This is a genomic window from Fructobacillus sp. ChS1-6f1-1-27 (assembly GCF_059579415.1).
Window position 1 is genome coordinate 116,327 of record NZ_JCAOER010000002.1, and the last position, 24,293, is coordinate 140,619.

The following is a 24,293-nucleotide window of genomic DNA, read 5'->3' on the forward strand; positions in this document are numbered from 1 at the left end:
ATGTTTAAAAAAGTGTTGGTAGCCAATCGTGGCGAAATCGCTGTGCGAATCATTCGTACTTTGAAGGAAATGGGCATCCAAACGGTTGCTATTTACTCAACTGCCGATAAGAATTCTTTGCACGTTCAAGTCGCTGACGAAGCGGTTTGTGTTGGTGGCCCAAAGCCTGCTGATTCTTACCTAAACATGAAAAACGTGGTTTCTGCAGCCGTTTTGACGGGTTCAGAAGCAATCCACCCCGGTTATGGCTTTTTGTCTGAAAACGCCCTATTTGCCGAAATGGTTGGCGATGTCAACATTAAGTGGATTGGCCCACGTCCAGATACAATTGATTTGATGGGAAACAAGGAACACGCCCGGGCAGAAATGACCAAGGCTGGTGTCCCAGTTATCCCTGGTTCAGATGGTTATATCCACAACGTTGAAGAAGCCGAAGAAGTTTCAAAGAAGACTGGCTTCCCATTGTTGTTGAAGGCTGCTGCTGGTGGTGGTGGTAAGGGAATGCGCTTTGTCTTCAAGGAAGAAGACTTGGCTGAAAACTTTACCAACGCCCAAAGTGAAGCGAAGTTGTCATATGGTGATGACCACATGTATATTGAAAAGGTGATGACGAATGTCCGCCACATCGAAATGCAAGTGATCCGTGACCAATTTGGTAACGTCTTGTGTTTGCCAGAACGTAACTGTTCCTTGCAACGCCGGAACCAAAAGGTGATGGAAGAATCACCAGCTGCGTCTGTTACACCAACGATGCGCGAAGAATTAATGGACATCGTAACCAAGGCTGTTAACGCCATTGATTACGAAAACACTGGTACCATCGAATTCTTGCAAGACCAAGATGGTAAGTTCTACTTCATGGAAATGAACACTCGGATTCAAGTTGAACACCCAGTCACTGAAATGGTAACTGGCCTTGACTTGGTTCGTTTGCAGGTGGAAGTTGCCGCTGGTGAAGAATTGAAGTTGAAGCAATCAGACGTTAAGATTGACGGCCATGCCGTTGAAATGCGTTTGACGGCTGAAAAGCCTGAAGCGAACTTTGCCCCATCTGCTGGTAAGGTTGACTTTGTCTTCTTGCCAACTGGTGGACCTGGTGTTCGGATTGATTCCGCTTTGTACAATGGTGATACTATCCAACCATTTTACGATTCAATGATTGCTAAGTTGATTGCGCACGATGAAGACCGTGCGAGCGCCTTGGCTAAGTTGGAACGAATGGTGGATGAAACATCATTGGTTGGTGTTTCAACGTCACAATCTTTCCAAAAGGCTTTGTTGCTTGATGAAAACGTCTTAACTGACAACTTCGGTACTAAGTACTTGGAAGACCACTTTATGCCAGAGTGGGAAGAAAAGATGGCAGAAGCAACCGCAGAGTAATTAAGAAAAGCCGCCTTTGTGCGGCTTTAGCTTATTAAATTACTAATACCCAAACATTGATGAGGGGGATGGGCTTAGCCCAAATAATGATGGATTTATTTAATTCAAAAAAACAAGAAGCAAATAAAATAAAGGTCACAAGTGACATCAAAGACCGGATTCCTGATGGTTTGTTCCTTGCGTGCCCATACTGTGGCCAGCAAATTTACAACAAAGAATTAGGTGACTACCGTGTCTGCCCAAACTGTAACTACGGTTTCCGTTTGCAGGCGAAGGAACGGGTCGAATTGTTGTCTGACGACTTCGTTGAATTAAACGAAGACTTGACGATTGACCATTCTGACTTCCCTGGTTACGAAGACAAGTTGGCCCGGGCCAAGAAGCAAACTGATATGAAAGAATCAGTGCTGACCGGAACCGGAACCATCGAAGGTCAAAAGGTTGCCCTTGGTATCATGGATGCTTATTTCATGATGGGGTCACTTGGTTCAAAAACGGGTGAAAAGATTACCCGCTTGTTCGAACATGCGACTGAAAATCGCTTGCCAGTTGTGATGTTTACCGCTTCTGGTGGGGCTCGGATGCAAGAAGGAATTAATTCCTTGATGCAAATGGCCAAGGTATCTGCTGCTGTGGCCAAGCACCAAGAAGCTGGGTTGTTGTACTTGGTCGTTTTGACTGACCCAACCACTGGTGGTGTTACGGCTTCATTTGCCATGCAGGGTGATGTGACCTTAGCAGAACCACATGCCTTAGTTGGTTTTGCTGGTGCTCGTGTAATTGAATCGACGATTCACGAAAAGTTGCCAAAGGACTTCCAACGGGTTGAAACTTTGCTTGAAAACGGTTTTGTTGACAAGATTGTCCCTCGTCAAGAATTGGCAGACATGATTGCTAAAATCGTGGGAATGCACCAACAGGAGGCTAAATAATGTTAGACTTTATCAAAACATTGTTTAAAAAAGATGTTGATCCAGCCGAGGTGGTGAAGAAGTCTCGTGAAGACCGCTTCATGGCCCGTGAATTGATCAACGGCATCTTTGATGACTTCGTTGAATTGCACGGTGACCGTTTGTATGGTGATGATAAGTCTGTCATTGGTGGTTTGGCCCGGTTAAACGGTCAACCTGTTACCGTTATCGCAATCGATAAAGGAACGGACATCAACGATAAGTTGTCGAAGCGTAATGGTTCTCCAGAACCTTGGGGTTACCGGAAAGCACAACGGTTGATGAAGCAAGCCGCTAAGTTCCACCGCCCAATTGTTACCTTCATTAATACGCCAGGAGCCTTTCCTGGTAAGGATGCTGAAGCACAGGGTCAGGGTGAAGCAATTGCCCAATCAATCCTGGAATCAATGAAATTGCCAGTACCAATGATTGCCATTGACTATGGTGAAGGTGGTTCTGGTGGGGCCTTGGCTCTGGCGACTGCGGACCAAGTTTGGATGTTTGAAAACGCCACTTATACAATTCTGTCACCGGAAGGCTTTGCCTCAATCTTGTGGAAAGATTCAAAGCGGGCGGATGAAGCGGCCCGGATTATGGGGATTACCGCTGCTGACCTTTATGAAAAGCACATTATTGATTATGTGATTGGCGAAGGTCGCAACCACGCCAAAATCTTTGACGGTATCAAGACTAAGTTGTCTGAAGAGATCGGTGAATTGCAAGAATTGTCTGATGAAGACTTGTTGAAGCAACGCCGTGACCGTTTCCGGGCCTTTTAATTCATAGAGTTAGGCCCTCTATATTTTTATCTTTGTTAGAAAGAGCTTGGGATAATTTAATTCCTAAGCTTTTTCATTTACCCCGAAAATATAACTATAGTAATATAAATGTAATCACATTGACCTTTTAGACTTATTGTCTTATAATTGTAATATAAACAATAAGAGAAAAGAGCAGCATTATTATGAAAGGTATTATGATTCGGCAAATTAATAAAAAGTGGGTGGCACTACCATTGGCATCATTTGCACTGCTGGGGGTTAGTGCCGGTGTACATGGTGTTAGTCCGCTTCACTTTGGCCAGGCTGTGGTTGCCAATGCAGATGCGACTGGTCCAACTTTTGCTGACTATGCCAACCTGGATTACTACCCAAATACTGACGGCGTTTATGATGAAAACAATAACGGTGGGGTTGACCCAATCTTCTTCACTTACAATATTCCAATGGACGTTACCATCAATGTCGATGGCCAAGAATATAAGCACATTAATCAAACCTTTACCCTACACCGGAAGTTGATTATTCGCCATGAAAATGGTGTTAAAAAGGTGTATTGGACCTTGCAACAAGATGATGGGTCAGATGCCAATATTATCACTGGCCAAGTTGCCAAAGACCCTACAACTAGTTGGGGAAATATAACGACTAATGGTTCTGGTGGTCACAGTTTCTGGCTGGATGGGGTGGCCTATAATACCGGCCTCTCAGCTAGTCAAGTTCAATATGTTTCATCGACGAACTCAAATCAGACTTACCAGAATGCAAATACGGTGCTAAGTTCTACCAATCAGTACTTCTTTACTTCTAGTCAACCAAGCAATGAAGAAAATTACTTTAACCCAGCCTTTTTCAACATTGATGGTTATACGGTTGTTGACCGTGATGCAACCGGTCTTTCAAGTCTTGGTAATATCATTGGCGGTCCTTACTACGGTACAATGAACCAAGATACCTATACGATTAACTACCAAAGTAAGACGACAACAACAACCGAACATAAGACGGTTAATCGGACGATTAACTACCAAGATTCGAATGGCAATGAAATTGCTAACACAACGCCAACTGTTCAAAGTGTTTCTTACCACCGGACAGTAACGAAGAATGAGTTTACCGGTCAAACAACGGACGGTGCTTGGGAACCAGATGATAGCAATACCACTAGTTTTGCTTCCGTTAAGTTGCCGACAGATATTGATGATAAATACACTAACCCAACGGTTAACGGCCAATCAGCAACCGAAGTAGCTAGCCAAACGTCTAGTGCTGATGATACCGATTCAACTGTAAACGTTGTTTATCAGACGAAGTCGACAAATAACGGTGGCTCATCGGCTAATAGTGGTTCAAGCAGTACTAATGGTGGAACGTCATCAAACGGTGGCTCATCAGCTAATAACACTTCAAGCAATAATAGTGGGTCATCAAACAATGCTGCTAATGAAGCCAATTCATCTTCAGAAACTAATTCAAACGATGATGAGAATGTTTTGCCAGTGACCGGTGGTTCGTTAACAAGCTCATCGAATACCAGCTCCGCAACGCCATCCGCCACCGACCAAGCCAGTGATTTGGAAGAGATTGCCCTGCCAAAGACTGCTAAGCAGCAACGGACTACCCTAACTGCTGCTAGTCTTGAGGCCCTAGTCGGAATCTTGTCGCTCTTTGCCTTTCTTAGTCGCAACAAGAAGGATTAAATGCTTACTGGTAGATTAAAAAGCAAAATCTAACAGGCGATTGTCTGTTATAATAAAGGCTGAGGAATGTTCCTCAGCTTTTTATTTTGGGTCTGTTCCTGGAATTCGACAGGCTGTTACGAGCACTAGCTGCGTTCCGCCATCCGGGCGTAAAGCGGGCAGATATTTAACTGCAAAAAACAATAACTCTTACGCTGTCGCTGCCTAAAAACCAGTGATTCGTAGGCAAGTAACATAGTCTGACATGGGTTGCTTGCTTTAATAAATGGTCAGATCGGCTTAGTGGTGATGCCTGCACGGCTGAGTTTAAATCAATTAGGTTCCCATTTTCAGTTAAGTTCTGGACAATGACTGCTGGACTTGTGGTAATTAAGATTGCCCTATGAATGTAGACGCTAGTGTGGCGGGCGGTTTGGACAGGGGTTCGAATCCCCTCAGATCCATCAGCTAAAAAAAGGTCTCAAGTCAACAAAGATTTGTTGGTTTAAGACCTTTTTTTATTTATGGTAAAAAATAGTTTTTTAATAAAAGTAGAATACTTTTTAGAACAAATATCACCTTGAAAAAATGACTTTTTTACTAAGTTATAATTCGGCTTTTGCAGAAATAAAATGCTTATTCTAAGGCGTTTAGAATGTTTCGAAATTCACGAAAACGTTTTGTAACCTAAAATCAATTTAAATATTCATTTAATCTATGGTATAAATTAGGTGTTACAAGAGATCAGATATGGGCCCATTTCTAATCAGAACTAGTAACAGAATACAATTGCATAGTTATAGTTTATAGTTGTCCCGAAAATTAGGAGATAAATATCGTCATGAAGAAGGTTGTTGCAGCAATTGCCGTCCTTCTAGTCGTTGTTATTGGATTTTTCGCGGTTACATCACACGGGAAGTCTTCAGCGTCTAGTTCGTCTGGAAGTTCTTCAAAGATTTCGATGAAAGAACTTAACATTCAGTTTTCCCCAGCATCCCAAGCAAATACGTTCTTAGCAAAAGCTAAGCCGCTTGAAGGATTGCTAAGTAAGCAATTAGGTATTCCTGTACATGTCTCAATTTCGACTGGTAGCAGTACGATTACTGAGGCACTTGGTTCTAAAAAGATTGATGTGGGCTTCTTGCCACCTAATGATTATGTCATTGCTCATAAGCAATATGGTGCTAAGGTTATTCTTCAGTCAACCCGATGGGGCTTGTCTGATAACAACACCGGAGACACGACTAACAAGCAAGTTGATAGTTTCAAGTCAATTGTCGTAGTGAAGAAGGGATCTTCAATTAAGTCTATTAAAGATTTGAAGGGCAAGAAGATTGCTGTTCAAAGTGCAAGTTCAACATCCGGATATATTTATCCAATTGTTGAATTAAACAAGAAGGGTGTTAACGTTGTTAAGGATTCAACCCTTGTCCAAGTAAACGGTCACGATCAGGCTGTTATGTCGGTCCTCAACGGTGACGTTGATGCTGCGTTTGTCTTTGACGATGCTCGAAACGTTGTTAAAAAAGACCAACCTGATGTCTTCAAAGATACTCGTGTTCTTTATTACACGACGGGTATTCCAAACGATACAGTTACTTTGCGTAGCGGTATTTCAAACTCTGACGCTGATAAAATTAAAAAAGCTATTATTGCTGTCTCGAAGACTACCGAAGGTAAGAAAATCTTTAGTGAAGTTTACCAATGGAATGGCGTAACTAGCTCAAAAGATTCAAATTTCGACAGTGTTCGTGAATACGCTAAAGAAATTCAAAAAATTAAATAGCAAGGTTGAGTAAAAAAGTCGCCTCCATCTTGAATGGCGGCGGCCTTTTTACATATTGTTCAGTACGTTGTTTTAATTAACGTGTATTCAAAAGGATAAAGGATGAATAATAAAGGTACCATTAAGATATCTGGAGTATCAAAGGTATACAAGAACGGTGTTGTTGGGTTAGATGACATCAATTTGAATATTCAATCTGGTGAATTCGTTGTGGTTGTTGGACTTTCGGGAGCAGGAAAATCAACGCTATTGCGAGCAATTAATCGATTGCATGATGTCAGTTCAGGCAACATTCTGATTGATGGCCAAGATATTACCCAAGCTTCAAAAAAGAATTTACGCACTATTCGGCGTAATATCGCAATGATTTTTCAAAATTATAATTTAGTTGGTCGCTCTTCTGTTGCTCGAAATGTTTTGTCTGGTCGAGTTGGGTATTATTCAACTTGGAAATCGGCTTTGGGGTTGTTTGATAAAGAAGACCAAGAGCGTGCTGCTGAGAGCTTGAAACGGGTAAATTTGCTTGAAAAGTACTATACAAAAGCACGGGACTTATCCGGTGGTCAGCAGCAACGAGTTGGTATTGCCAGAGCTTTGATGCAAGAACCGAGCGTTTTCTTAGCAGATGAACCAGTTTCTGGCCTTGATCCAAAAACAACGAGAATTGTGATGAATGACCTACAACGGCTTAATCAAGAAGATGGTTTAACAGTGGTTGCGAACCTTCATTCCAAAGAAATTGCGATGAAGTATGCTACTCGAATTATCGGGTTGAAGGCTGGTAAAGTAGTTTATGATAAGCCAATTTCCGCCGTAGACGCAGCTGACTTTAATCAAATTTACGCGGAAGCAGGTGACTAATAATGATGAATGAGTTACCTCAAAGGTCAGGGTTAAAAGAGTGGCATGTAATCGGTTTTTCAATGTTTATCAGTTTTGTACTCTTGTTACTTGTTTCGGGTAATATTGTCGGAATTGTTCAGGATTTTTCCTGGGATCAATTTTGGCAATTATGGATTAAGATGTCGAGCCCTGATTGGGGATATTTCCCAGCGATTTTGACACCATTGATACAAACAATGCAAATGGCGTTGGCCGGTACCTTCCTTGGTGGCACCGCAGCTGTTCCAGTAGCTTTTTTAGCTTCTAAAAATATTACTAAGAGTGCAACAGTACGTGCAATTGTTCGTATTATTATGAACTTGACAAGGTCTTTGCCTGAAATGCTGTTGGCTGCATTGTTCGTTGCTGTAGTTGGAATTGGGGCGTTTTCCGGTGTTGCCTCCCTGGCAATCTTTTCCTTTGGAATGGTCTTTAAATTACTCTATGAAGAGATTGAAACGATTGACAATGGTCCCATTGAAGCAATGAAAGCCGCGGGCGCAAATAATGTTCAAATAGTTGCTTTTGCGGTGGTACCACAAGTTATTAATCAAGTGTTGAGTTTCTTCTTATATACGTTAGAGATTAATATTCGTGCATCCGCAATTTTGGGCTATCTAGGTGCTGGGGGAATTGGCCTTTACTTGAATACAAGTCTCGAGTTATTCCGTTATGATCGAGCAGTAATTGTTATTTTAGGAATTTTAATTGTTGTTCTGATTGTTGATTTTATTTCTAACCAACTACGGGAGGCATTGGCATAATGATTGGAAAACAGACTGCTATGCGTCGTGCAAGGCCTTGGTTAATTACTTTACTTGTTCTCATTATCTTTATTTGGTCCTTTATTGGTGTTCCATTTTCTGGTATTAAAAGTAATGCGGGTCAGGTGCTAGGTTCGATTTTGAACGGACTTATTCACCCGGACTGGGCCTATTTTTACACTGGTGATGGGGAAGACCTCCTATCTAACTTACTCGAAACATTAGCTATTGCTATATTAGGAACATTTATTTCAGCAATTATGGCGGTTCCCTTTGCCTTTTGGGCAGCTAAAACCTCTCACCGATTCTTTTCACCACGTTCAGCAACCGGGAAGTTCGCTCTTACGGTAATTCGTGTTTTTCCAGAATTGGTGTTGGCCATTATGTTTATTAAAGCCGTCGGTCCAGGGGCTTTTGCTGGGACATTAGCTCTCGGATTTCATTCCGTTGGGATGATGGGAAAACTCTTTTCTGAAGCTGTTGAGAGTGTTGAACCGGGGTCAAAAGAGGCAATTCGTTCGGCCGGTGGAACTGCCATCGATGAACTTTCTTTGGCGACCTTCCCGGCGGTATTGCCTAAATTTATGGATTATACCTTATACAGGTTTGAAATCTCTGTTCGCTCCGCCTCGATTCTTGGAATTGTTGGTGCCGGGGGAATCGGTTCCCCGTTAATTTTTGCTCTATCAACGCGGTCATGGCCACGGGTTGGAATTATTGTGATTGGAATTGTCTTGATGGTCACTTTGATTGATTTCCTATCTGGACAAATTCGTAAGCGATTAGTTTGAGAATGGTATTCTGTTAAATAATTAAATAAAATACTCTCTAAACCAAAAGGCGCCGCCCACCTCGATACGAGGTGGGCGGCGCCTTTTTTATAACATTAAGAGAAGAGAGAAGTTGGACCAATTAGTGGGGGCTAACTGGTTCAATGAATGCTTGAAAAGCGGGGGATGTTTCTGGTTCTTTGGAATCTCCTATCGGGGTCTGCTGTGGTACAACGCTTTGTACTGGTGGTTGTACCGGCTTTTGTGGTTGGTTATTAGCTAACTGGGTGATAATCGAACCACTTTCTTGTTCGATTTGGAAGTGTGGTCGGTGCTTGACTTCGGTGAAGACCTTGCCGACATAGGTGCCAACGACACCAAGGGCGAGTAGGTTTAAGCCACCGAGAAGCCAGATGGAAATCATTAATGACGACCAACCGGCGGTCGAGTTACCTGCCATTTTTTCAAACAGGGTATAGAGAATTTCGATTCCAGCAATACCAAGAACTGTGACGCCCAAGTTCAGTAGCAACTTGATTGGTTGGATACTGAAGCTGGTAATGCCATCTAAGGCAAATGAGAGCATCTTTTTCAGTGGGTACTTCGAAGAACCAGCCTGACGCTTACCACGTTCGTAGTAAACCTTATCAGATTGGTAACCGACCAATGGAACCATCGCTCGTAAGAAGACGTTGCGTTCAGGCAATTGGAGTAATGCTGCCACAGCTGTCTTACTCATTAAGCGGAAGTCGGCGTGGTTGGGAACCAATTTGACGCCAAGGTAACCAGCTACTTTGTAGAAGGCTAAAGCGGAATTGCGCTTAAACCAAGTATCGGTTTCTCGGTTGGAACGAACTGCGTAAACAATTTCGTTACCATCGTGGTATTTTTGGACCATTTGCTCGATGATTTCGGGATTGTCTTGCATGTCGGCATCCAAGGTGATGATGATATCAGCCAACTTAATACTTTCAGACATCCCAGCTAATAAGGCTGATTGATGACCAAAGTTTTTTGAAAGTTTGACACCGATAATATCGTCATGCGCCTGTTCTTGTTCTTCAATGAGGGTCCAGGTTTTGTCAGCAGATCCATCATCAATAATCATGATGAAAGAATCATTTGTGACAAGTTGGTTGTCGATTAAGCCAGTCTTTAACTCGTGAAGCTTTTCCAAGGTCGTAGGTAAAACTTCTTCTTCGTTATAAGCCGGCAAGATCAACCCTAACCTGGGTGTTTTAGTGCGAGAAAGCATCGGGTTGTGCCTCCTTTTTTTACTAACTTAGTAAATGCTTGAAAGGTCGTAAAGAGTAGAAGTTGAGCTGCCACCCATGCCACCAGTCATACCAACTTGCTGGCTAGTTGATGATGAAGAGCTTTGGCTTGACTTAGAACTATAAGTTACCTTTGTTCCATTCTTCTTAACCCAAGCGAGAATCTTAGAAATTTGACCATCAGAACTCTTAGTCGTTGAACCAATCATGAAGTACTTCAATTGGCCAGTCTTTACTAAGTTCTTGAATTGCTTCAAGGTCATGGTAGGGTCGGTACCGTTATAACCACCAAGAGCCATCACTGCCTTACCAGACTTAATGATGTAGCCTGAGGCTGAGTTTGAATCAGTTGTGGCAAAGAGGTACTTAGCTGATCCTTGGTGCTTTTCAGTGTATGAAAGCAAGTCGGAGTCAACGGAACCACCCATATCTGAGCTACCCTTTGAAGTCAACAATGATGGACTAGCAAATGGGATAGCGGCGGAGGTGTGTGACAAGGTTGGGGTCAGTGACCACCAACCAGCCATTGCAACGACAGCAACTGTAGTAACCGCAATCTTAACTGCCTTACCACTTTGCTGTGGGAACAACCACCAAGCACCAAGTCCACCGCCAACCACAACCATTGCGATACTAATAGCAGGGTAGTTTGAGTAAGCGTAGTAGGCTTGCAAGGCCATTGTGCCCAGAACGGTGATAGCAAGTAAGATTCGGCCTGCAAGGGCTTCCTTATTTGCCTTAGGGGCAGTACGTGAAATAACCGGTGTTTCAGCAGCAATGGTGCCATCTGTTGCATCGTCAACTTCAGTCGTTGAGGTATTCTTACCAGCCTTCATCATCTTAGCGGTTCCAAGGACTCCGATTGCTGTCAAAGCAGCGATGGCTGGGGCCAACATGATGGTGTAGTAAGGGTGGAAGAATGAGGCAACTGAGAAGAAGCCATAAACTGGAACGAACCAACCAGCCCAGAGCAAAATATCTTCTTGTTCTGAAGAAATGTGGTACCACTTAGCACCGCGCTTTCTAAAGCCAAACCAACCAGCCACAAGGCCAAGGATGGCAAATGGTAAGTACCAGCCAATTTGTGAACCAAGGTCTGCTTGGAAGAGACGGAAGACACCAGCATTACCAATCGCAAATGCTGAACCGATACCGTTTCCGCCACCGGCACCATTACCACCAGCTTTACCGCCCTTATTGGACATCTTGCCCATTTGGCCAGTTCCAGATGGCTTAGTACCAGTCATCTTCTTACCGTTTGCACCAGTTGGAGCAGTACCGCTTGGTTTCTTGCCGGTTCCTGTCGTACCAGTAGGTGGGGTACCACCGCCGTTACCACCAGTACCAGTTGGGGCACCAGTAGTTCCGGTCTTGTTACCGGTTTGACCACCCTTGGTGCCACCAGTAGGGGCTTGTTGCTTAGAGTTTGATTTCGACTTAGACTTTGAGTTACCCATACCAGCAAAGGTTCCACCGGTACCAGTTGATTGACCCAACAAACGTTGCGTTCCGTTATAACCAAAGGCCAATTCCATCAAGGAGTTGGTTTGTGAACTACCAATGTATGGACGGTCACTCTTATTAGCTGAGTCAACGGCCATTGGGTAGGCTAAGGTAAAGACGGCCAGAGAGGCCATCGCTAGGCCAAGCCAAGCAGTCTTTTTCTTCCAAGGAAGCTTGATTGCTACCCAGTAGAAGACCAACATTCCGGGCAAAATCATGAAGGCCTGTAACATCTTGATGTTAAAGGAAACCCCGATTAAACCAAAACTGACCATTACTAGCCAGATGTTCTTCTTATTGACGGCCTTTTGAAGAATAAAGACGGCTAACAAGAGGAAGAATACCAAGGTGGCATCCATGTTATCTGTCCGGCTGTTGGCAACCACTGTTGGGGTAAGGGCCATTACTAAGGCAGCAATGCGTCCACCCCATGGTCCGAATTTGGAAGCAACCAACTTATATAGTAGGTAAACGGAACCAATTCCGAATAAGACAGATGGCAAAACGACTGACCAGCCGTGAACACCAAAAATCTTAGCAGAGATTGCCATGAACCAGAGGGCAATAGGTGGCTTATCGACGGTGATAAAGCCGGCGGGGTCAAAGGCACCATACCAGAAGTTTGACCAAGACTTGGTCATTGAGGTAATAGCAGCCGTGTAGAAGCTGTTGGCACTACCGGCATCCCAGATTCCCCAGCCATATAGAAAGGCGCTGAGAACTAGGATCCCGATAAGATACCAATCATAGTTGTGTATCCTTTTATTTCGCAAAAGCGTGGACCTCCTTGTTTGCAATGACTTTATTCTAAAAGGTGTTGCCTATATAAAAATTAAGTGAGCATCAAACGAAAATTAAATTTTTATATTTTTCCCAACACTCGTTCATTATCTGTTGTTCTTTTATTAAATACAGTCTGATATACTTAAAAGGGATAAACATATTAATTGTTTGTTGATATTTTTTGAAAGATGACAAACCCCAAATAGGAGCAAATTATGAAAATTCTCGTAATCCAAGGTCACCCAGATGAACAGTCCTTTACCCATGCTAATGCGTTGAACTTCTATCAAAAGGCTCAAGAACAGGGCCATGAGGTTCAAATTGTTGACTTGGCAACAGCTAAGTTTGATAGCGTTTTGCGTTACGGTTATCGCCAACATATGGAAGATGAAACTTTTCCAAAAGAGGTTCAAGAAAAAATCCAGTGGGCTGACCGGGTTTCTTTCTTCTTTCCAATTTGGTGGTCAGCGGAACCTTCTGTTTTAAAGGGGTTAATCGAACGGGTCTTTACGCCAGGATTTGCTTATAATAAGAAAGATGGCAAGTCTGTTCATTACCTCAATGGTAAGAAGGCTGATGTCTTTACGAGTGCAAACTTTGGTGGTTGGTATTACAAGATGTTTGGTAATTTGATTACTCGTTATAAGTTTGGAATTTTTGCTTATACGGGGATGAAGTTGAATAAGGCCTTTATTTTGGGTCACATGGACTCTGGTGTTACCCAAGAACAACGCGTTGCTTATATGGAAAAGTGTGCGAATACGATTGAAAAAGCATAGTAAAAAGAGTCAGGAAGTTTAAAAATTCCTGACTCTTTTTTTAGCGAAATTATTTTATTTGTAAAGCCTAGTTCAGCTGTCTCGCTAGTCGGTTTCTTGCTGTTGTAACTTGGAGTGGCGGATACTATATGTGAAGTAAACAACCACACCAATAACCAGCCAAATTCCAACGGATACCTTTGTGATATTTGGCAGCATAATGATAAAGAAGATGCTGCACAAACCAGCAATGATTGGTAGGTAAGGGTACCAAGGCATCTTGAAACCAGTATTGGTTAAATCAGTGCGCTTGCGTAACTTTAAAATTCCAAAGGAAATAAAGGTAAAGGCAATCAAAGTACCGGCATTAATCAAAGCTGCAAGTTGGGTTAGTGGTACTAAACCAGCAAAGAAAGCTTGGACGATAGTTGCCACAATAATGGCGTTCTTAGGAACGGAATGTTTAGCACTAACTGTTCCCATTTTTTTGGGGAGTAAACCATCACGACCAAGGGCGTAAACAAGCCGTGACCCACCAATGAACATGGTGACAATCGCCGTAAAGATACCAAAGAGTGCTCCGATCGTAATTAGTTTATTCCAGGCGGTCAAATGAACGACACTTAAAGCAAAGGCTGCGGGGTCATCAACGTTTAATTGTTGGTAGTTAACAATCCCAGTTAGTACAAGAGAAAACAAAACATACAGTACTACAGCAATCGTGACCGTACCAAGAATTCCTTTAATGACGTTTTTGCCAGGGTTGACCGTTTCGGCTGCATTTGATGCTAAGGCGTCAAAGCCGATAAAGGCAAAGAACACGGTGGCGGCAGCGGTCAAAATTCCACCCATGCCAAATGGTGTACTGTGAAATTCCTTTGGATAGAAGGGAACATAGTTGGATGACTTGACGTAAAAGAAGCCAACAACAATAAAGATGATAATAATGGCAACTTTGACGATGACGGCAAAGTTTTCAACCTTGGTGGAAAGGGCGGTTCCCTTCATCAAAATGAAGGCAATAATCAAAACGACCCAAACAGCCGTTAAGTTAATAAAGCCCCCTTCCATCGGACTGGCTTGCAAGGCGGCTGGTAAATGAATACCTAAACTGGCCAAAATATTGTTATTGAAGTAGGCGGCAAAACCGGTTGCTTCCGCTGAAACGGCAAGGAAGTACTCCAAAATTAAAGACCAACCTAAAATCCAACCAATAAATTCACCATAGACAACCGAGCCAAACGAGTAGGCTGACCCGGCGATTGGCATGGCGGAAGAAAATTCAGCGTAAGCCATCCCGACTAACCCGGATACTAGGGCTGCAATCAAAAAGGCGATGGCAACGGCGGGACCAGCATGGCTGGCAGCTTCGTGACCAGGTAGAATAAAAATTCCAGTTCCGATTACGGCCCCGATTCCAAGGGAAATCAGGTCTTTGGCAGTTAGTGTTTTAGCTAACTTCGAATCGGCTTTAATAAAGTTGTCAACCGATTCTTTCTTAAATATATTCATAGAATACTTCCTCGACTTTTTATTTAATCTGCATGATACAATATAAGCTGAATACACCAATAAGTAAAATTAATAAATCGAATAGTTACATTAGGAAAAATGATATGAACCGGTTGAAAGTGATTGAAGCGATTATTCAAACTAAGAGTTTTACCAAAGCAGCGGCACTACTGGGCTATACCCAGTCATCGATCAGTCAAATGGTCGCTAACTTCGAACAAGAATTGGGTGTCCAAATTTTAAAGCGGTCCCGGACAGGGGTTGAGTTAACAGCTGAGGGTCAAAAACTTTATCCGTACTTAGTGCAAGCCTTGCGTCAATACCAAACCTTTGAGGAAACGGCTGGTGCAATTCGGGGGCTAAAAACTGGAACGGTCCGGATTGGCGCCATTACCAGTGTTTCTTGTTACTGGTTGCCTGACTTATTTAAGGACTTTCAAAAACAGTATCCAGAAATTGAATTTGTTTTGCACCAAGGGGATTATGGGACGATTTTACGGTGGTTAAAAGATGGGAGCATTGACTTTGGCTTGATGACGGCCGAATATGGTGATGGCCTGCATAAAGAAATTTTGCATACGACCCAAATGAAGGCAGTTCTTCCTAAAAACCACCCGTTGGCGAAATTTGACCAGGTGCCAATTACTGCCATGATCGACGACCCGTTTATCTTAGTAGAAGGAGGAGGCTATAGTGAACCACTAGAGGCCTTTCGTAATGCTGGGGTAAAACCAAACATTCGTTATCGAATCCAAGATGACTATACGATTATGGCAATGGTTGAGGCTGGTTTAGGAATTAGTATGCTGTCTGAATTGGTGGCGAGTCGAACAAATTTTGAAATTGTGACAAAAGAAATTACGCCTAAGGTTACTCGGCCGGTTGCCATTGTCTACCGTGACAAGCAAACCTTACCAATTGCTAGCCAATATTTTATTGACTTTTTACTTGCTCATCGAAAAGAATTAATTTAAAAAACGGCTAACTCTCGTTAGTCGTTTTCATTTGCCTCTTCAAAGATTGAAGATGGTGTGTAGTGGATGATGAAGTCGGCCATTTCATCAGGAGTCTCTTTGGCACCGGTCTGTAACCACGTCATCAAAACATGGTAGACTGCCCCAGAAAAGAAGGACTTAGTATACATCATCTTTAAATTGGTTGTGTTTTTTGGGTGGACCCGGTTAAAGAATTCCTGAAAGAAGTCATAGACGTGACTGGAAACACCTTTGTCAAATAAGAGGGCAAAGCGGTCTATTTCAGCTTTAAAAATAATAAAAGAGTCGCGCATGTGGTCGCGAGTTCGCTCCTTGGAGTGAATGCTGTTGCGCTTGTCATCTTTAATCATTTCGTGATGGCGACGGAGAATTCTAAAGAGGTAGTAGTCTAAAATTTCTTCGATGCTCTTAAAGTTCCGGTAGTAAGATACCCGGGCTACGCCGGCGGCCTTAATGATTTTAGAAACACTAAGTTCTGAAAAGGAACAAGTTTCTAAACATTTGAAAAAACCATCAACAATCCTGTCCTTAACTTGAACGTTTTGGTGGCGGTCAATTTTCATCATAGTCTCCCTTCTTTTTATAAGTAAAAGTGTGTTCTTTATAACAAATTATTATAGCAGAAAAATCAAAAATGAAACAGTTTGACTCATCATTTGGAAACGTGGTACACTATGTACCATCATTAACTGATACAAATTGTATCACGGAAAGGAAATTATGATGTCAGAAACACAAACTGGAAAATCATATAACCGGACACTTGTCCTTGCGGTTATGATGGTTGCCATGGCTGCCGGTGCCTTGATGCAGACTTCATTGGGAACAGCTTTACCAACCTTGATGAAGGCTTTCGATATTAACCTATCGACTGCTCAACAAGCCACAACCTGGTTTTTGCTTTTTAACGGAATGATGGTACCCTTGTCAGCTTACTTGGCAAACCGGATTCCAACAAAAATTTTAACGTTGACTGCCTTTGCCTTACTTTTTGCTGGAGTGGCAATCTCGATGTTCACCCCTGAAAATAAGGATTACTGGTGGGTCTTCTTGGTCGGCCGAATTTTGGCTGCGATGGCCTTTGGGGTGATGATGCCTTTGTTGCAAATCATCATTTTACACATGTATGAACCAAAGGAACGAGGAGCTGCCATGGGTTCAATGGGCTTGGTTGTTGGAATGGCACCAGCCATTGGCCCTACCTTGTCGGGCTGGATTTTGCAAAAAGACCACACTATCTTGGGAATGACTTTGTCAGATAGCTGGCGGTCAATCTTCGTGATTCCTTTGATTATTATTGCAATTGCAATTATCTTTGGAATCTTTGCTATGCAAAATGTTGTTGAAACTAAGAAGTTGAAACTAGATTTTGTTTCGCTTATCCTGTCAGTCATTGGCTTTGGCCTTTTCTTGTGGGGCTTCACCAACGTTGGTTCAGATGGTTGGTCTGACTTTGGTAATGTGATTATGCCAATCGTAATTGGTGTCCTTCTCTTGGCTGTCTTTGTATGGCGACAATTGAAGTTAGATGTACCATTTTTGGATGTCCGCGTCTTTGCTAACAAGGACTTTACCTTCCCAACGATTGCCTTGTTGTTGACGACAATGGCAATGTACGGGGTTGAAATGATGTTGCCAACCTACTTGCAAAACGTTCGTGGGTTGTCAGCCTTTGATTCAGGATTGACTTTGCTTTGGGGTGCTTTGTTCATGGGGGTTGTTTCATCAATTGCCGGAGCATTGTACAACAAGGTTGGGGTTCGCAAGTTGGCCTTCATGGGATTTGGTTTGCTTGTTTTAGGAACTTTCCCATTGGTTTTCTTGACACCTGAAACACCAACAATCATCATCACTGTTTTGTATGCCTTGCGGATGGCTGGAATTGCGATGACAATGATGCCTTTGACGACAAATGCCATGGCTTCTTTGCCAGATAACAAGAATGCTGATGGAACTGCCGCTAACAACACCTTGCGTCAGGTTTCAAGTTCTGTTGTGGTTGCCTTGTTGACTTCTGTTGTACAAAACGTGATTAACAACAATACTCCTTCAAAGCACATGCAAACAACCAATCCATTGCACTATGCAAGTCGGGTCTTGGATGCTTCATTGGATGGCTTTAAGACCGCCTTCATGATTTCGCTAGCTTTTGCTGTCCTTGGCTTTATCTTCGTATTCTTCTTGAAGAATGAAAAGGAGGCTGAATAATGATTCTTTGGCTTATTGTATTATTTATGGTTTTGGCCGTAGCAAGCTGGTTGCTGGTTAAGTCAACTGCCTTACAAGTCATCTTTGGTTCCGTCTTCACCATTATTGGTGTTGTTTTAATTGCACTTTTGGCCGCAAACATGGACAGCCACTATGGAATGAAGAAGGAAACAACGACCACTACTAAGCAGGTTTATTCTTCAACACCAGCAGCTTCACCAATTAGTGCAGTTGCTGCCAAGAAGATTGGCCCTAATGACTATGTTTTGGTTTATAAGGACAAGCAAAGCGATGCCAAGGCATCTGCTCACTTTGTTCCAAATAACAAGGACATCATCAAGACAGTGAAGACGTCAGCTACTTTCGAAAAGGCTAACGTTCAAACTGCTCAAGTTAAGACCAAGACCACGAAGTGGGTTTACAAGTCTGACTTGATGAAGTGGTTGTTCAAGCAACACAAGGAAGATAACCTCGTTAAGGAACGCAATACTTTGCAAGTTCCTGAAACTTGGCAGGTTGTCGTTCAATAAAACTTACGCTTATACTCGATTCTTTTCATTTCTTCATGAGAAAATCTAAAAAGAGCCTGGTCATTGTGCCAGGCTCTTTTTTGTTGCTATTTTTAGTAAAGTCAAAGTTATCCCTGGTAGAAAGGCTGCTTTAATGGACTTTATTTAGGGTAGTGTACTCCATTGTACAAGTGGTAATCACAAGACTTTAAACCATGTTAAGGGAAGGCTTAAAGCTTCACCAAGTTAAAAATAATAAAGACCAGGCCAATTAAAAAGAGGGTGGCGGCAATAAAGAGCAAGGGAAGCATGCTGGTATCGCCGTTTTGTAAGCGGATAAAGCCATGAATTCCGGCAAACAAGATGATTAGAAGGCCGAAGGCCACAATGAGTAGTCCGATAACTGCCATAGAAAGGCTCCTTTAAAACGTGATTTTTGATAGGTTCATTATAAATGAAATTACTAGGACAAGAAAGGCTTGTGTTAATAAAGCCAACATTTAGACCGACTTTGACAAATTCCAGAGAATACCTTGACAATATCTGCCAAGGTATTAAAGCGTAAAAAAGAAACCCGACACAGCTGCGTCGGGCTTCTTGTGATTGGTGATTCTTAGTTTTGGGCGTCTTTGGCACCAAGCTTTTTGGCACGGTCAGGGCTGATACCGTTTGAATTGGTTAGTAACAATTCACGAATTAAGTTAATTACTTCAGGGTTTTCAGGTAACTTTGAGTGTTGGGCGTTGTCACCAGAAACCGTCGTTTGTGTGTATTTGGCAACGTGGTTTTGGAAGATATACTTACCAGACAAAACAGACTGGAGTGGCACGAGACCGTCATCGGTATAATCTTCAGACCCACCGACCGAGTAAACCGTTAGGTCACTTGGCAAGTTCGAAGCGTTGTCAATCATATCAGAGAGCATCTGCGTCTTACGAGTCGTTGAGGTTTCTGAGAAGTTAAATGGTGACCCCAAGGTCATCAAGGCCTTGATGTGGAAGCTTTGTGAATCGTAATGGTTTTCCAAATAATCTGTCCAAATCAAGCCTCCGTTTGAGTGGCCCAAGGCGTTGAAATTACGGAAGTGGTACCGGGCTTGTAGGTCCGACATCACGGTGGCAACGGCCTTTGAATCGGCTTGGATGGTTGGGTAGTTGTCTTGGTTACGTTGGAAACCAATGACGATGAATGGGTGGTTGTTATCCGTTGATAGGTGGCCGGAATACGTCAATGAGCCATCGCTATTGACTTGGACCTTCAAAACAGAGTGAGCGTTCTTGCCCTTGTCTTCGTTATTCAAAGTCGTAAACAAACCGTCAAACCGGTTAATCGTTGCAGATGAACCGGGAATGAAGATGACGGGTTCAATCTTTGATTTTTGGATGGCTCGGTCATTTTTATGTTCTGACTTATTCCAAAATCCACCAATGATGGCGATAATCACCACGATTAGGACGGTAATGGCTAAGACGATTTTTGAACTTTTTGGAATCTTAAGCATGGTGCCCCTCCTTGAAAATAATTTCTTTTAAGAAGTACCAGTAGATAACAATTGCACCGGCTAGGACAACTAAGGCCAAGGTTAGTGATCGAATTGGGGTTTGGCTGGCAAAGTAAGAAAGCATTAAGTGCGGGGTCCCGCTTGGTGCGCTGAAGACCGTTGACCGGACGAGGTGCAACTTAATCGCGATACTGGTAATGCCGGCCCCCCAGACAGAACTTAAAATCATTGGAACCAGCATCAATGGCCGGAAGTAAAGGGGAAAGCCAAAGGCCAAGATTTGGTTGTTATCAAACAAGGCTGGAATGACTGACCAAACCCCAAGGCGTTGGGCCTTGTGACTCTTTGAAAAGAGCAAGACAAGCGCCAAGGCCAACGAGGCCCCGACGCCACCGATCATTGCAGAGGTCGTGATGACCGAGTAAATGTTTTGTGGGTCTGGCAAAGTAGCTGAAACTGACTGGTAAACGGCGTTCAGGTTATTGTTGATCTGGCCAAGGTCAGTTGCTGAGCTTGAAAAATCAGTTGGTACTGAAATACCGAGCAAGGTAAAGAAGGGGAGCAAGAAGGCTGTTAACATTAATCCCCAAGAGTGGGAGAAAAAGTCATTTGAAAAGAAGGAAGCGTATGATCCTTGAAACAAGACATCTGGCATAAAATTAAACATGATTAATGCCAAAATGACTAAGACAGCTCCCCAGGCAATGTAGACAAAGCCAAGGTCGTGGAGCTTATCCTTGCTTGCCTTGGTTAGGCCTAAGTAAGAGAGGTTAACTAAGTAAGCTACGAGGAAAGTGAAGCCAAGGTGAATTGTGGTTTGGCTTTGGTAGTTTAGCATTTCGGATGCCTGGATTAAGACAATGCCAGAATTCACTGTAACCGGTAAAGTTGTATCGCGTTGGCTATTTAGGTATTCGCCTAAGTATTTTTTACTCCATAAGGCAATGACCAAGATAATAATTAAGTAGTCTAAAACGTTTGCCGCAGTTTGGTTAAACAGCAAGAATGATAGCATCTTGGTTTTATAGCGGAAAATTGAAGGGAACAAGGCCCCGGGGTACAAAAAGAGTTGGCTGATTAAGTGGAAGTAGACGTCAATGACGACAAGTGGTAAAACTTCCATAAAAGAAGCAAAGAGGGTTTTGATTGGGACCAAGTTGACCCAGGCGTCATCCCACCTTTTTAATCTTGCTTTGAAATTTGTTATCATCTAACAAAACCTCCCGAATGGTTCTAATTCACAAAAATGATGACAGAGTTAAAAATTTTAGTCTGTGCTATAATAGTAAAAGTGTTTTGCCGGACTGGTTCGGCAACGCGAAGACTATTATAGCACTTTAGCAGTTTTTGGGGGCGCACAGCGATGTTTAAGCGTTTTATCAGTAGGCCGTGGGTGGTTTTTGTTTTAAAAACCTTGGCCTATTTTCTAATCATTTTAGCCTTGATGTACCTATATAGTTACTCAGGCGTCACAGGCGGCCACTTTATTTATAACGAATTTTGATTAAAAGGATATAAAAATGATTGAAAATATCTACAAACATATTGATGCCTTTGCCATGGAAAATCCTGACAAGGTTGCTTATGATGGAATGGGTAAGACCTATACCTATGGTGATTTGAAGTCATATTCTGACTCCTTAGCCGCATTTTTGGACGAACAAGGTCTTGAAGATAAGGCGCCAATCATGGTTTTTGGTGGGCACCAATTCGAAATGGTTGCTTCGTTCTTAGCAGCCGTTAAGTCGGGCCACGCCTACGTCCCTGTTGATAAGGACTCGGCCCAAGACCGGATTGATAATATCTTAGAAATTGGTCAACCCGCAGCAGTGATTGCGATTGATGAATTGCCAATGACAATTGACTCTGTCCCTGTTTTCAAGGGCGACCAATTGCAAAATGCTTTGACAGCAAATAAATCTTATGAATTAACGCACCCAGTTTTGGGCGACGATAACTACTATATTATCTTTACTTCCGGTACAACCGGTAAGCCAAAGGGTGTTCAGATTTCACACAAGAACGCCTTGTCATACGTGAACTGGCTTTTGTCAGAAGACTTCGGTTTGACTGAAGGTATGAACGTTTTGACGCAAACACCATTCTCCTTTGACGTTTCCGTGATGTCATGGGGCGGTTCATTCCTCCTTGGTGGTGTTATGAAGCCGATGCCAAAGGAAGTGGCGGATGACTTCAAGCAACTCTTTGCCGTTTTGCCTGAAATGAACTTGGATTTGTGGGTTTCAACACCTTCATTTGCCAACGTGGCCTTGTTAAGCCCTGACTTTAACCAAGAAAACTATCCAAACTTGAAGAAGTTCTTGTTCTGTGGTGAAGTTTTGACGTCAACTACTTCTAAGAAGTTACGCGAACGGTTCCCAAGTGCTCAAATTTATAACACTTACGGTCCAACTGAAGCAACGGTGGCCGTTTCGGGCTTGGAAATTACTGATGGCGTTTTGGCCAAGTATGACAAGTTGCCAATTGGCTATATGAAAGCAGATATGACTGCGACGATTATGGACCCAGATGGCAAGGCTTTACCACAAGGTGAAGCTGGTGAAATCGTCTTGTCTGGTCCAGCCGTTTCAAAGGGTTACTTGAACAACCCTGAAAAGACTGCTGCTGCCTTCTTAGAAGTTGATGGCCAACCTGGTTACCGGACTGGTGACCTTGGCTTCATCGATGAAGACGGACTCTTGCATTACAAGGGTCGGGCTGATTTCCAAATTAAGATTCACGGTTTCCGGGTGGAACTCGAAGAAGTGGCCCAGCACTTGCAACAATCACAGTGGGTTGAACAAGCTGCGGCTGTGCCTCGCTATGATGCCGATGGTAAGGTTAAGCAAATGCTTGCTATCGTGGTTGCTAAGGAAAACGACTTTGAAAAGCCTATGGATTTGACCAACGCGATTAAAGATGACTTGAAGGATATCGTCATGCCTTACATGATGCCTTCCCGTTTCATTTACCGCGATGCGATGCCTTTGACACCAAATGGTAAGGTCAACTTGAAGGGCTTGATTGCTGAGGTGAACGGCAATGCCTAACCTCCAACCCTATAACGATCCAACCTATTTCTTCTATTTGATTTTAGCGTTGGCACCGTTGGCAATTGCGCTTTACTTTGGTAAGCGCATGGTTTGGTATGAAATCCTAGCATCACTGGCTTTTTTGTTTTTGACTTTTGATGCTGGTAAGTATATCGGCCAAGGAATTGCCTTAATTATTTATAGTATTTTCCAGTTCTTCTTGGTATCGCTTTATTCTTGGTACCGGAAGAAGCATAACGCCGGTTGGGTCTTTTACCTAACTGTGGCGTTGTCGATTGTCCCAATCGTTATTGTTCGTTTTGGTGATATCGGCGTTTACCAGGCCCAGTTTACCTTGCTTGGTTTCTTGGGAATTTCTTATTTGACCTTCCGGTCAACGGGGATGATTATTGAAACCAGGGACGGAGCTATCAAGGACTTCAAACCCTTGATGTTCCTGCGGTTCATGCTCTTTATGCCAACCTTGTCTTCTGGTCCAATTGACCGGTATACTCGGTTTGCCAAGGATGCTAGTTCAGTGCCTGACCGGGCGAAGTACTTAGACATGTTGAACTATGCCGTCAAATCTTACTTTGTCGGTTTCGTTTATAAGTTCATCTTGTCTTATTACTTTGGCCAAGTGATTTACCCATACTTCCAAAGTATGGCAATGGCTAACAACCACCATGGCTTTTCTTGGTGGTTGATTGCGGTGGCTTACTCATATGGTATGTACTTGTTCTTTGACTTTGCGGGTTATTCTCGCTTTGCCATTGCAACCTCATACTTGATGGGGATTGAATCACCAATGAACTTTAACCAGCCATATCGGGCTAAAAACATTAAAGACTTCTGGAACCGTTGGCACATGTCACTGTCATTTTGGTTCCGAGACTTTGTCTTTATGCGCTTTGTCTTCTTAATGTTGAAGAAAAAGTGGATTAAGAACCGCAACACCGTTTCAAACATCGGTTACTTTGTGAACATGATGGTGATGGGACTGTGGCACGGTTTGACCTGGTATTACATCGTTTATGCTTTGTTGCACGCCACGGGGATGGCGGTTAACGATGCCTGGTTACGGTTTAAAAAGAAGCACCGCGACCAAATCCCACACAATAAGTTTACGGAATTATTTGCCATCTTCTTGACCTTTAATTTCGTGATGTTAACGTTCTTAGTATTTTGTGGATTCTTGAACCAGTTTTGGTTTAACAACTAATTG

Annotated in this window: 23 protein-coding genes and 1 other RNA gene; 17 read left to right on the plus strand and 7 right to left on the minus strand. The window is 42.9% G+C overall.

Annotation, left to right across the window (positions count from 1 at the left end):
* The 9 genes from AC5162_RS01630 (at position 1) to phnE (AC5162_RS01670) (ending at position 9,014) form a co-directional block, all read left to right on the plus strand.
* Complete coding sequence (locus AC5162_RS01630; RefSeq protein WP_496533517.1) at positions 1-1,383, plus strand: acetyl-CoA carboxylase biotin carboxylase subunit; 1,383 nt, start codon at positions 1-3, stop codon at positions 1,381-1,383.
* A gap of 89 nt (positions 1,384-1,472) precedes the next feature.
* Positions 1,473-2,315 carry an acetyl-CoA carboxylase, carboxyltransferase subunit beta gene (gene accD / locus AC5162_RS01635; RefSeq protein ID WP_496533606.1) on the plus strand — a complete coding sequence of 281 codons (843 nt, stop codon included), beginning with the start codon at positions 1,473-1,475 and terminating at the stop codon, positions 2,313-2,315.
* Complete coding sequence (gene accA / locus AC5162_RS01640) at positions 2,315-3,112, plus strand: carboxyltransferase subunit alpha (protein ID WP_496533518.1); 798 nt, start codon at positions 2,315-2,317, stop codon at positions 3,110-3,112. Before accD ends, accA begins: the two co-directional genes overlap by 1 nt.
* Before the next feature lie 185 nt (positions 3,113-3,297).
* Entirely contained in the window at positions 3,298-4,812 is a 1,515-nt protein-coding gene (locus tag AC5162_RS01645; protein ID WP_496533519.1) for a mucin-binding protein, read from the plus strand.
* Positions 4,813-4,900: 88 nt separating this feature from the next.
* Positions 4,901-5,258, plus strand: a transfer-messenger RNA (tmRNA) gene (gene ssrA / locus AC5162_RS01650).
* Between the two features lie 374 nt (positions 5,259-5,632).
* Positions 5,633-6,577, plus strand: coding sequence for a phosphate/phosphite/phosphonate ABC transporter substrate-binding protein (locus tag AC5162_RS01655; RefSeq protein WP_496533520.1), 945 nt, complete (start codon positions 5,633-5,635; stop codon positions 6,575-6,577).
* Between the two features lie 102 nt (positions 6,578-6,679).
* Positions 6,680-7,438, plus strand: coding sequence for a phosphonate ABC transporter ATP-binding protein (gene phnC, locus AC5162_RS01660; protein ID WP_496533521.1), 759 nt, complete (start codon positions 6,680-6,682; stop codon positions 7,436-7,438).
* A 2-nt stretch (positions 7,439-7,440) separates the two neighbouring features.
* Positions 7,441-8,223: a phosphonate ABC transporter, permease protein PhnE gene (phnE, locus tag AC5162_RS01665; protein WP_496533522.1), complete on the plus strand. Its 783-nt coding sequence runs from the start codon at positions 7,441-7,443 to the stop codon at positions 8,221-8,223.
* Positions 8,220-9,014: a phosphonate ABC transporter, permease protein PhnE gene (gene phnE, locus AC5162_RS01670; protein ID WP_496533607.1), complete on the plus strand. Its 795-nt coding sequence runs from the start codon at positions 8,220-8,222 to the stop codon at positions 9,012-9,014. Before phnE (AC5162_RS01665) ends, phnE (AC5162_RS01670) begins: the two co-directional genes overlap by 4 nt.
* A gap of 121 nt (positions 9,015-9,135) precedes the next feature.
* Here the strand turns inward: phnE (AC5162_RS01670) and AC5162_RS01675 are convergent, their stop codons facing one another.
* Together AC5162_RS01675 and AC5162_RS01680 are read right to left on the minus strand one after the other, a co-directional pair.
* Positions 9,136-10,248: a glycosyltransferase family 2 protein gene (locus AC5162_RS01675; protein ID WP_496533523.1), complete on the minus strand. Its 1,113-nt coding sequence runs from the start codon at positions 10,246-10,248 to the stop codon at positions 9,136-9,138.
* 27 nt (positions 10,249-10,275) lie between these two features.
* Complete coding sequence (locus tag AC5162_RS01680; protein ID WP_496533524.1) at positions 10,276-12,543, minus strand: ArnT family glycosyltransferase; 2,268 nt, start codon at positions 12,541-12,543, stop codon at positions 10,276-10,278.
* 225 nt (positions 12,544-12,768) lie between these two features.
* On the opposite strand from AC5162_RS01680, the gene AC5162_RS01685 reads away from it, so the two are divergent.
* Positions 12,769-13,332: an NAD(P)H-dependent oxidoreductase gene (locus AC5162_RS01685; protein ID WP_496533525.1), complete on the plus strand. Its 564-nt coding sequence runs from the start codon at positions 12,769-12,771 to the stop codon at positions 13,330-13,332.
* A gap of 84 nt (positions 13,333-13,416) precedes the next feature.
* On the opposite strand, the gene AC5162_RS01690 is transcribed toward AC5162_RS01685, so the two are convergent.
* A complete protein-coding gene (locus tag AC5162_RS01690; protein ID WP_496533526.1) occupies positions 13,417-14,823 on the minus strand; it encodes an APC family permease in 1,407 nt (468 codons plus the stop codon).
* A 104-nt stretch (positions 14,824-14,927) separates the two neighbouring features.
* Between AC5162_RS01690 and AC5162_RS01695 the strand changes: the two genes are divergently transcribed.
* Complete coding sequence (locus tag AC5162_RS01695; protein ID WP_496533527.1) at positions 14,928-15,797, plus strand: LysR family transcriptional regulator; 870 nt, start codon at positions 14,928-14,930, stop codon at positions 15,795-15,797.
* Between the two features lie 17 nt (positions 15,798-15,814).
* Here AC5162_RS01695 and AC5162_RS01700 read toward each other — a convergent pair whose 3' ends face one another.
* Positions 15,815-16,384 carry a TetR/AcrR family transcriptional regulator gene (locus tag AC5162_RS01700; protein ID WP_496533528.1) on the minus strand — a complete coding sequence of 190 codons (570 nt, stop codon included), beginning with the start codon at positions 16,382-16,384 and terminating at the stop codon, positions 15,815-15,817.
* A gap of 154 nt (positions 16,385-16,538) precedes the next feature.
* Between AC5162_RS01700 and AC5162_RS01705 the strand changes: the two genes are divergently transcribed.
* Genes AC5162_RS01705 through AC5162_RS01715 form a run of 3 tightly spaced genes read left to right on the plus strand, consistent with a single transcriptional unit; the run spans position 16,539 to position 18,690 of the window.
* The gene (locus tag AC5162_RS01705; RefSeq protein WP_496533529.1) at positions 16,539-18,026 is read left to right on the plus strand and encodes an MDR family MFS transporter; all 1,488 of its coding nucleotides are present in this window, start codon (positions 16,539-16,541) and stop codon (positions 18,024-18,026) included.
* Positions 18,026-18,556 carry a DUF4811 domain-containing protein gene (locus tag AC5162_RS01710; RefSeq protein WP_496533530.1) on the plus strand — a complete coding sequence of 177 codons (531 nt, stop codon included), beginning with the start codon at positions 18,026-18,028 and terminating at the stop codon, positions 18,554-18,556. The genes AC5162_RS01705 and AC5162_RS01710 overlap by 1 nt, the downstream gene beginning before the upstream one ends.
* Positions 18,535-18,690, plus strand: coding sequence for a KxYKxGKxW signal peptide domain-containing protein (locus tag AC5162_RS01715; RefSeq protein ID WP_496533531.1), 156 nt, complete (start codon positions 18,535-18,537; stop codon positions 18,688-18,690). Before AC5162_RS01710 ends, AC5162_RS01715 begins: the two co-directional genes overlap by 22 nt.
* A 75-nt stretch (positions 18,691-18,765) precedes the next feature.
* Here the strand turns inward: AC5162_RS01715 and AC5162_RS01720 are convergent, their stop codons facing one another.
* The 3 genes from AC5162_RS01720 to AC5162_RS01730 form a co-directional block, all read right to left on the minus strand.
* Complete coding sequence (locus tag AC5162_RS01720) at positions 18,766-18,945, minus strand: hypothetical protein (RefSeq protein WP_496533532.1); 180 nt, start codon at positions 18,943-18,945, stop codon at positions 18,766-18,768.
* 203 nt (positions 18,946-19,148) lie between these two features.
* Complete coding sequence (locus AC5162_RS01725; RefSeq protein WP_496533533.1) at positions 19,149-20,036, minus strand: alpha/beta hydrolase; 888 nt, start codon at positions 20,034-20,036, stop codon at positions 19,149-19,151.
* Positions 20,029-21,246, minus strand: coding sequence for a PTS transporter subunit EIIC (locus AC5162_RS01730; protein WP_496533534.1), 1,218 nt, complete (start codon positions 21,244-21,246; stop codon positions 20,029-20,031). The genes AC5162_RS01725 and AC5162_RS01730 overlap by 8 nt, the downstream gene beginning before the upstream one ends.
* A gap of 153 nt (positions 21,247-21,399) precedes the next feature.
* Between AC5162_RS01730 and AC5162_RS01735 the strand changes: the two genes are divergently transcribed.
* The 3 genes from AC5162_RS01735 to dltB are packed head-to-tail and all read left to right on the plus strand — an operon-like array spanning position 21,400 to position 24,290.
* A complete protein-coding gene (locus tag AC5162_RS01735) occupies positions 21,400-21,540 on the plus strand; it encodes a teichoic acid D-Ala incorporation-associated protein DltX (protein WP_496533535.1) in 141 nt (46 codons plus the stop codon).
* Positions 21,541-21,556: 16 nt separating this feature from the next.
* On the plus strand, positions 21,557-23,086 hold the full coding sequence (dltA, locus tag AC5162_RS01740) for a D-alanine--poly(phosphoribitol) ligase subunit DltA (RefSeq protein WP_496533536.1): 1,530 nt from the start codon (positions 21,557-21,559) through the stop codon (positions 23,084-23,086).
* The gene (gene dltB, locus AC5162_RS01745) at positions 23,079-24,290 is read left to right on the plus strand and encodes a D-alanyl-lipoteichoic acid biosynthesis protein DltB (RefSeq protein ID WP_496533537.1); all 1,212 of its coding nucleotides are present in this window, start codon (positions 23,079-23,081) and stop codon (positions 24,288-24,290) included. The genes dltA and dltB overlap by 8 nt, the downstream gene beginning before the upstream one ends.
* Positions 24,291-24,293 lie beyond the last annotated feature (3 nt).

Excerpts from the sequence above, each read along its gene's own strand:
- accD (WP_496533606.1), top strand. The coding sequence starts at position 1,473 with ATGGATTTATTTAATTCAAAAAAACAAGAAGCAAATAAAATAAAGGTC.
- AC5162_RS01720 (WP_496533532.1), bottom strand. The coding sequence starts at position 18,945 with ATGGCAGTTATCGGACTACTCATTGTGGCCTTCGGCCTTCTAATCATC.
- accA (WP_496533518.1), top strand. The coding sequence starts at position 2,315 with ATGTTAGACTTTATCAAAACATTGTTTAAAAAAGATGTTGATCCAGCC.
- dltB (WP_496533537.1), top strand. The coding sequence starts at position 23,079 with ATGCCTAACCTCCAACCCTATAACGATCCAACCTATTTCTTCTATTTG.
- AC5162_RS01695 (WP_496533527.1), top strand. The coding sequence starts at position 14,928 with ATGAACCGGTTGAAAGTGATTGAAGCGATTATTCAAACTAAGAGTTTT.
- phnC (WP_496533521.1), top strand. The coding sequence starts at position 6,680 with ATGAATAATAAAGGTACCATTAAGATATCTGGAGTATCAAAGGTATAC.
- dltA (WP_496533536.1), top strand. The coding sequence starts at position 21,557 with ATGATTGAAAATATCTACAAACATATTGATGCCTTTGCCATGGAAAAT.
- AC5162_RS01725 (WP_496533533.1), bottom strand. The coding sequence starts at position 20,036 with ATGCTTAAGATTCCAAAAAGTTCAAAAATCGTCTTAGCCATTACCGTC.
- AC5162_RS01655 (WP_496533520.1), top strand. The coding sequence starts at position 5,633 with ATGAAGAAGGTTGTTGCAGCAATTGCCGTCCTTCTAGTCGTTGTTATT.
- AC5162_RS01730 (WP_496533534.1), bottom strand. The coding sequence starts at position 21,246 with ATGATAACAAATTTCAAAGCAAGATTAAAAAGGTGGGATGACGCCTGG.
- AC5162_RS01685 (WP_496533525.1), top strand. The coding sequence starts at position 12,769 with ATGAAAATTCTCGTAATCCAAGGTCACCCAGATGAACAGTCCTTTACC.
- AC5162_RS01690 (WP_496533526.1), bottom strand. The coding sequence starts at position 14,823 with ATGAATATATTTAAGAAAGAATCGGTTGACAACTTTATTAAAGCCGAT.
- AC5162_RS01675 (WP_496533523.1), bottom strand. The coding sequence starts at position 10,248 with ATGCTTTCTCGCACTAAAACACCCAGGTTAGGGTTGATCTTGCCGGCT.
- phnE (WP_496533522.1), top strand. The coding sequence starts at position 7,441 with ATGATGAATGAGTTACCTCAAAGGTCAGGGTTAAAAGAGTGGCATGTA.
- AC5162_RS01705 (WP_496533529.1), top strand. The coding sequence starts at position 16,539 with ATGATGTCAGAAACACAAACTGGAAAATCATATAACCGGACACTTGTC.
- AC5162_RS01710 (WP_496533530.1), top strand. The coding sequence starts at position 18,026 with ATGATTCTTTGGCTTATTGTATTATTTATGGTTTTGGCCGTAGCAAGC.
- AC5162_RS01645 (WP_496533519.1), top strand. The coding sequence starts at position 3,298 with ATGAAAGGTATTATGATTCGGCAAATTAATAAAAAGTGGGTGGCACTA.
- AC5162_RS01630 (WP_496533517.1), top strand. The coding sequence starts at position 1 with ATGTTTAAAAAAGTGTTGGTAGCCAATCGTGGCGAAATCGCTGTGCGA.
- AC5162_RS01700 (WP_496533528.1), bottom strand. The coding sequence starts at position 16,384 with ATGATGAAAATTGACCGCCACCAAAACGTTCAAGTTAAGGACAGGATT.
- AC5162_RS01735 (WP_496533535.1), top strand. The coding sequence starts at position 21,400 with ATGTTTAAGCGTTTTATCAGTAGGCCGTGGGTGGTTTTTGTTTTAAAA.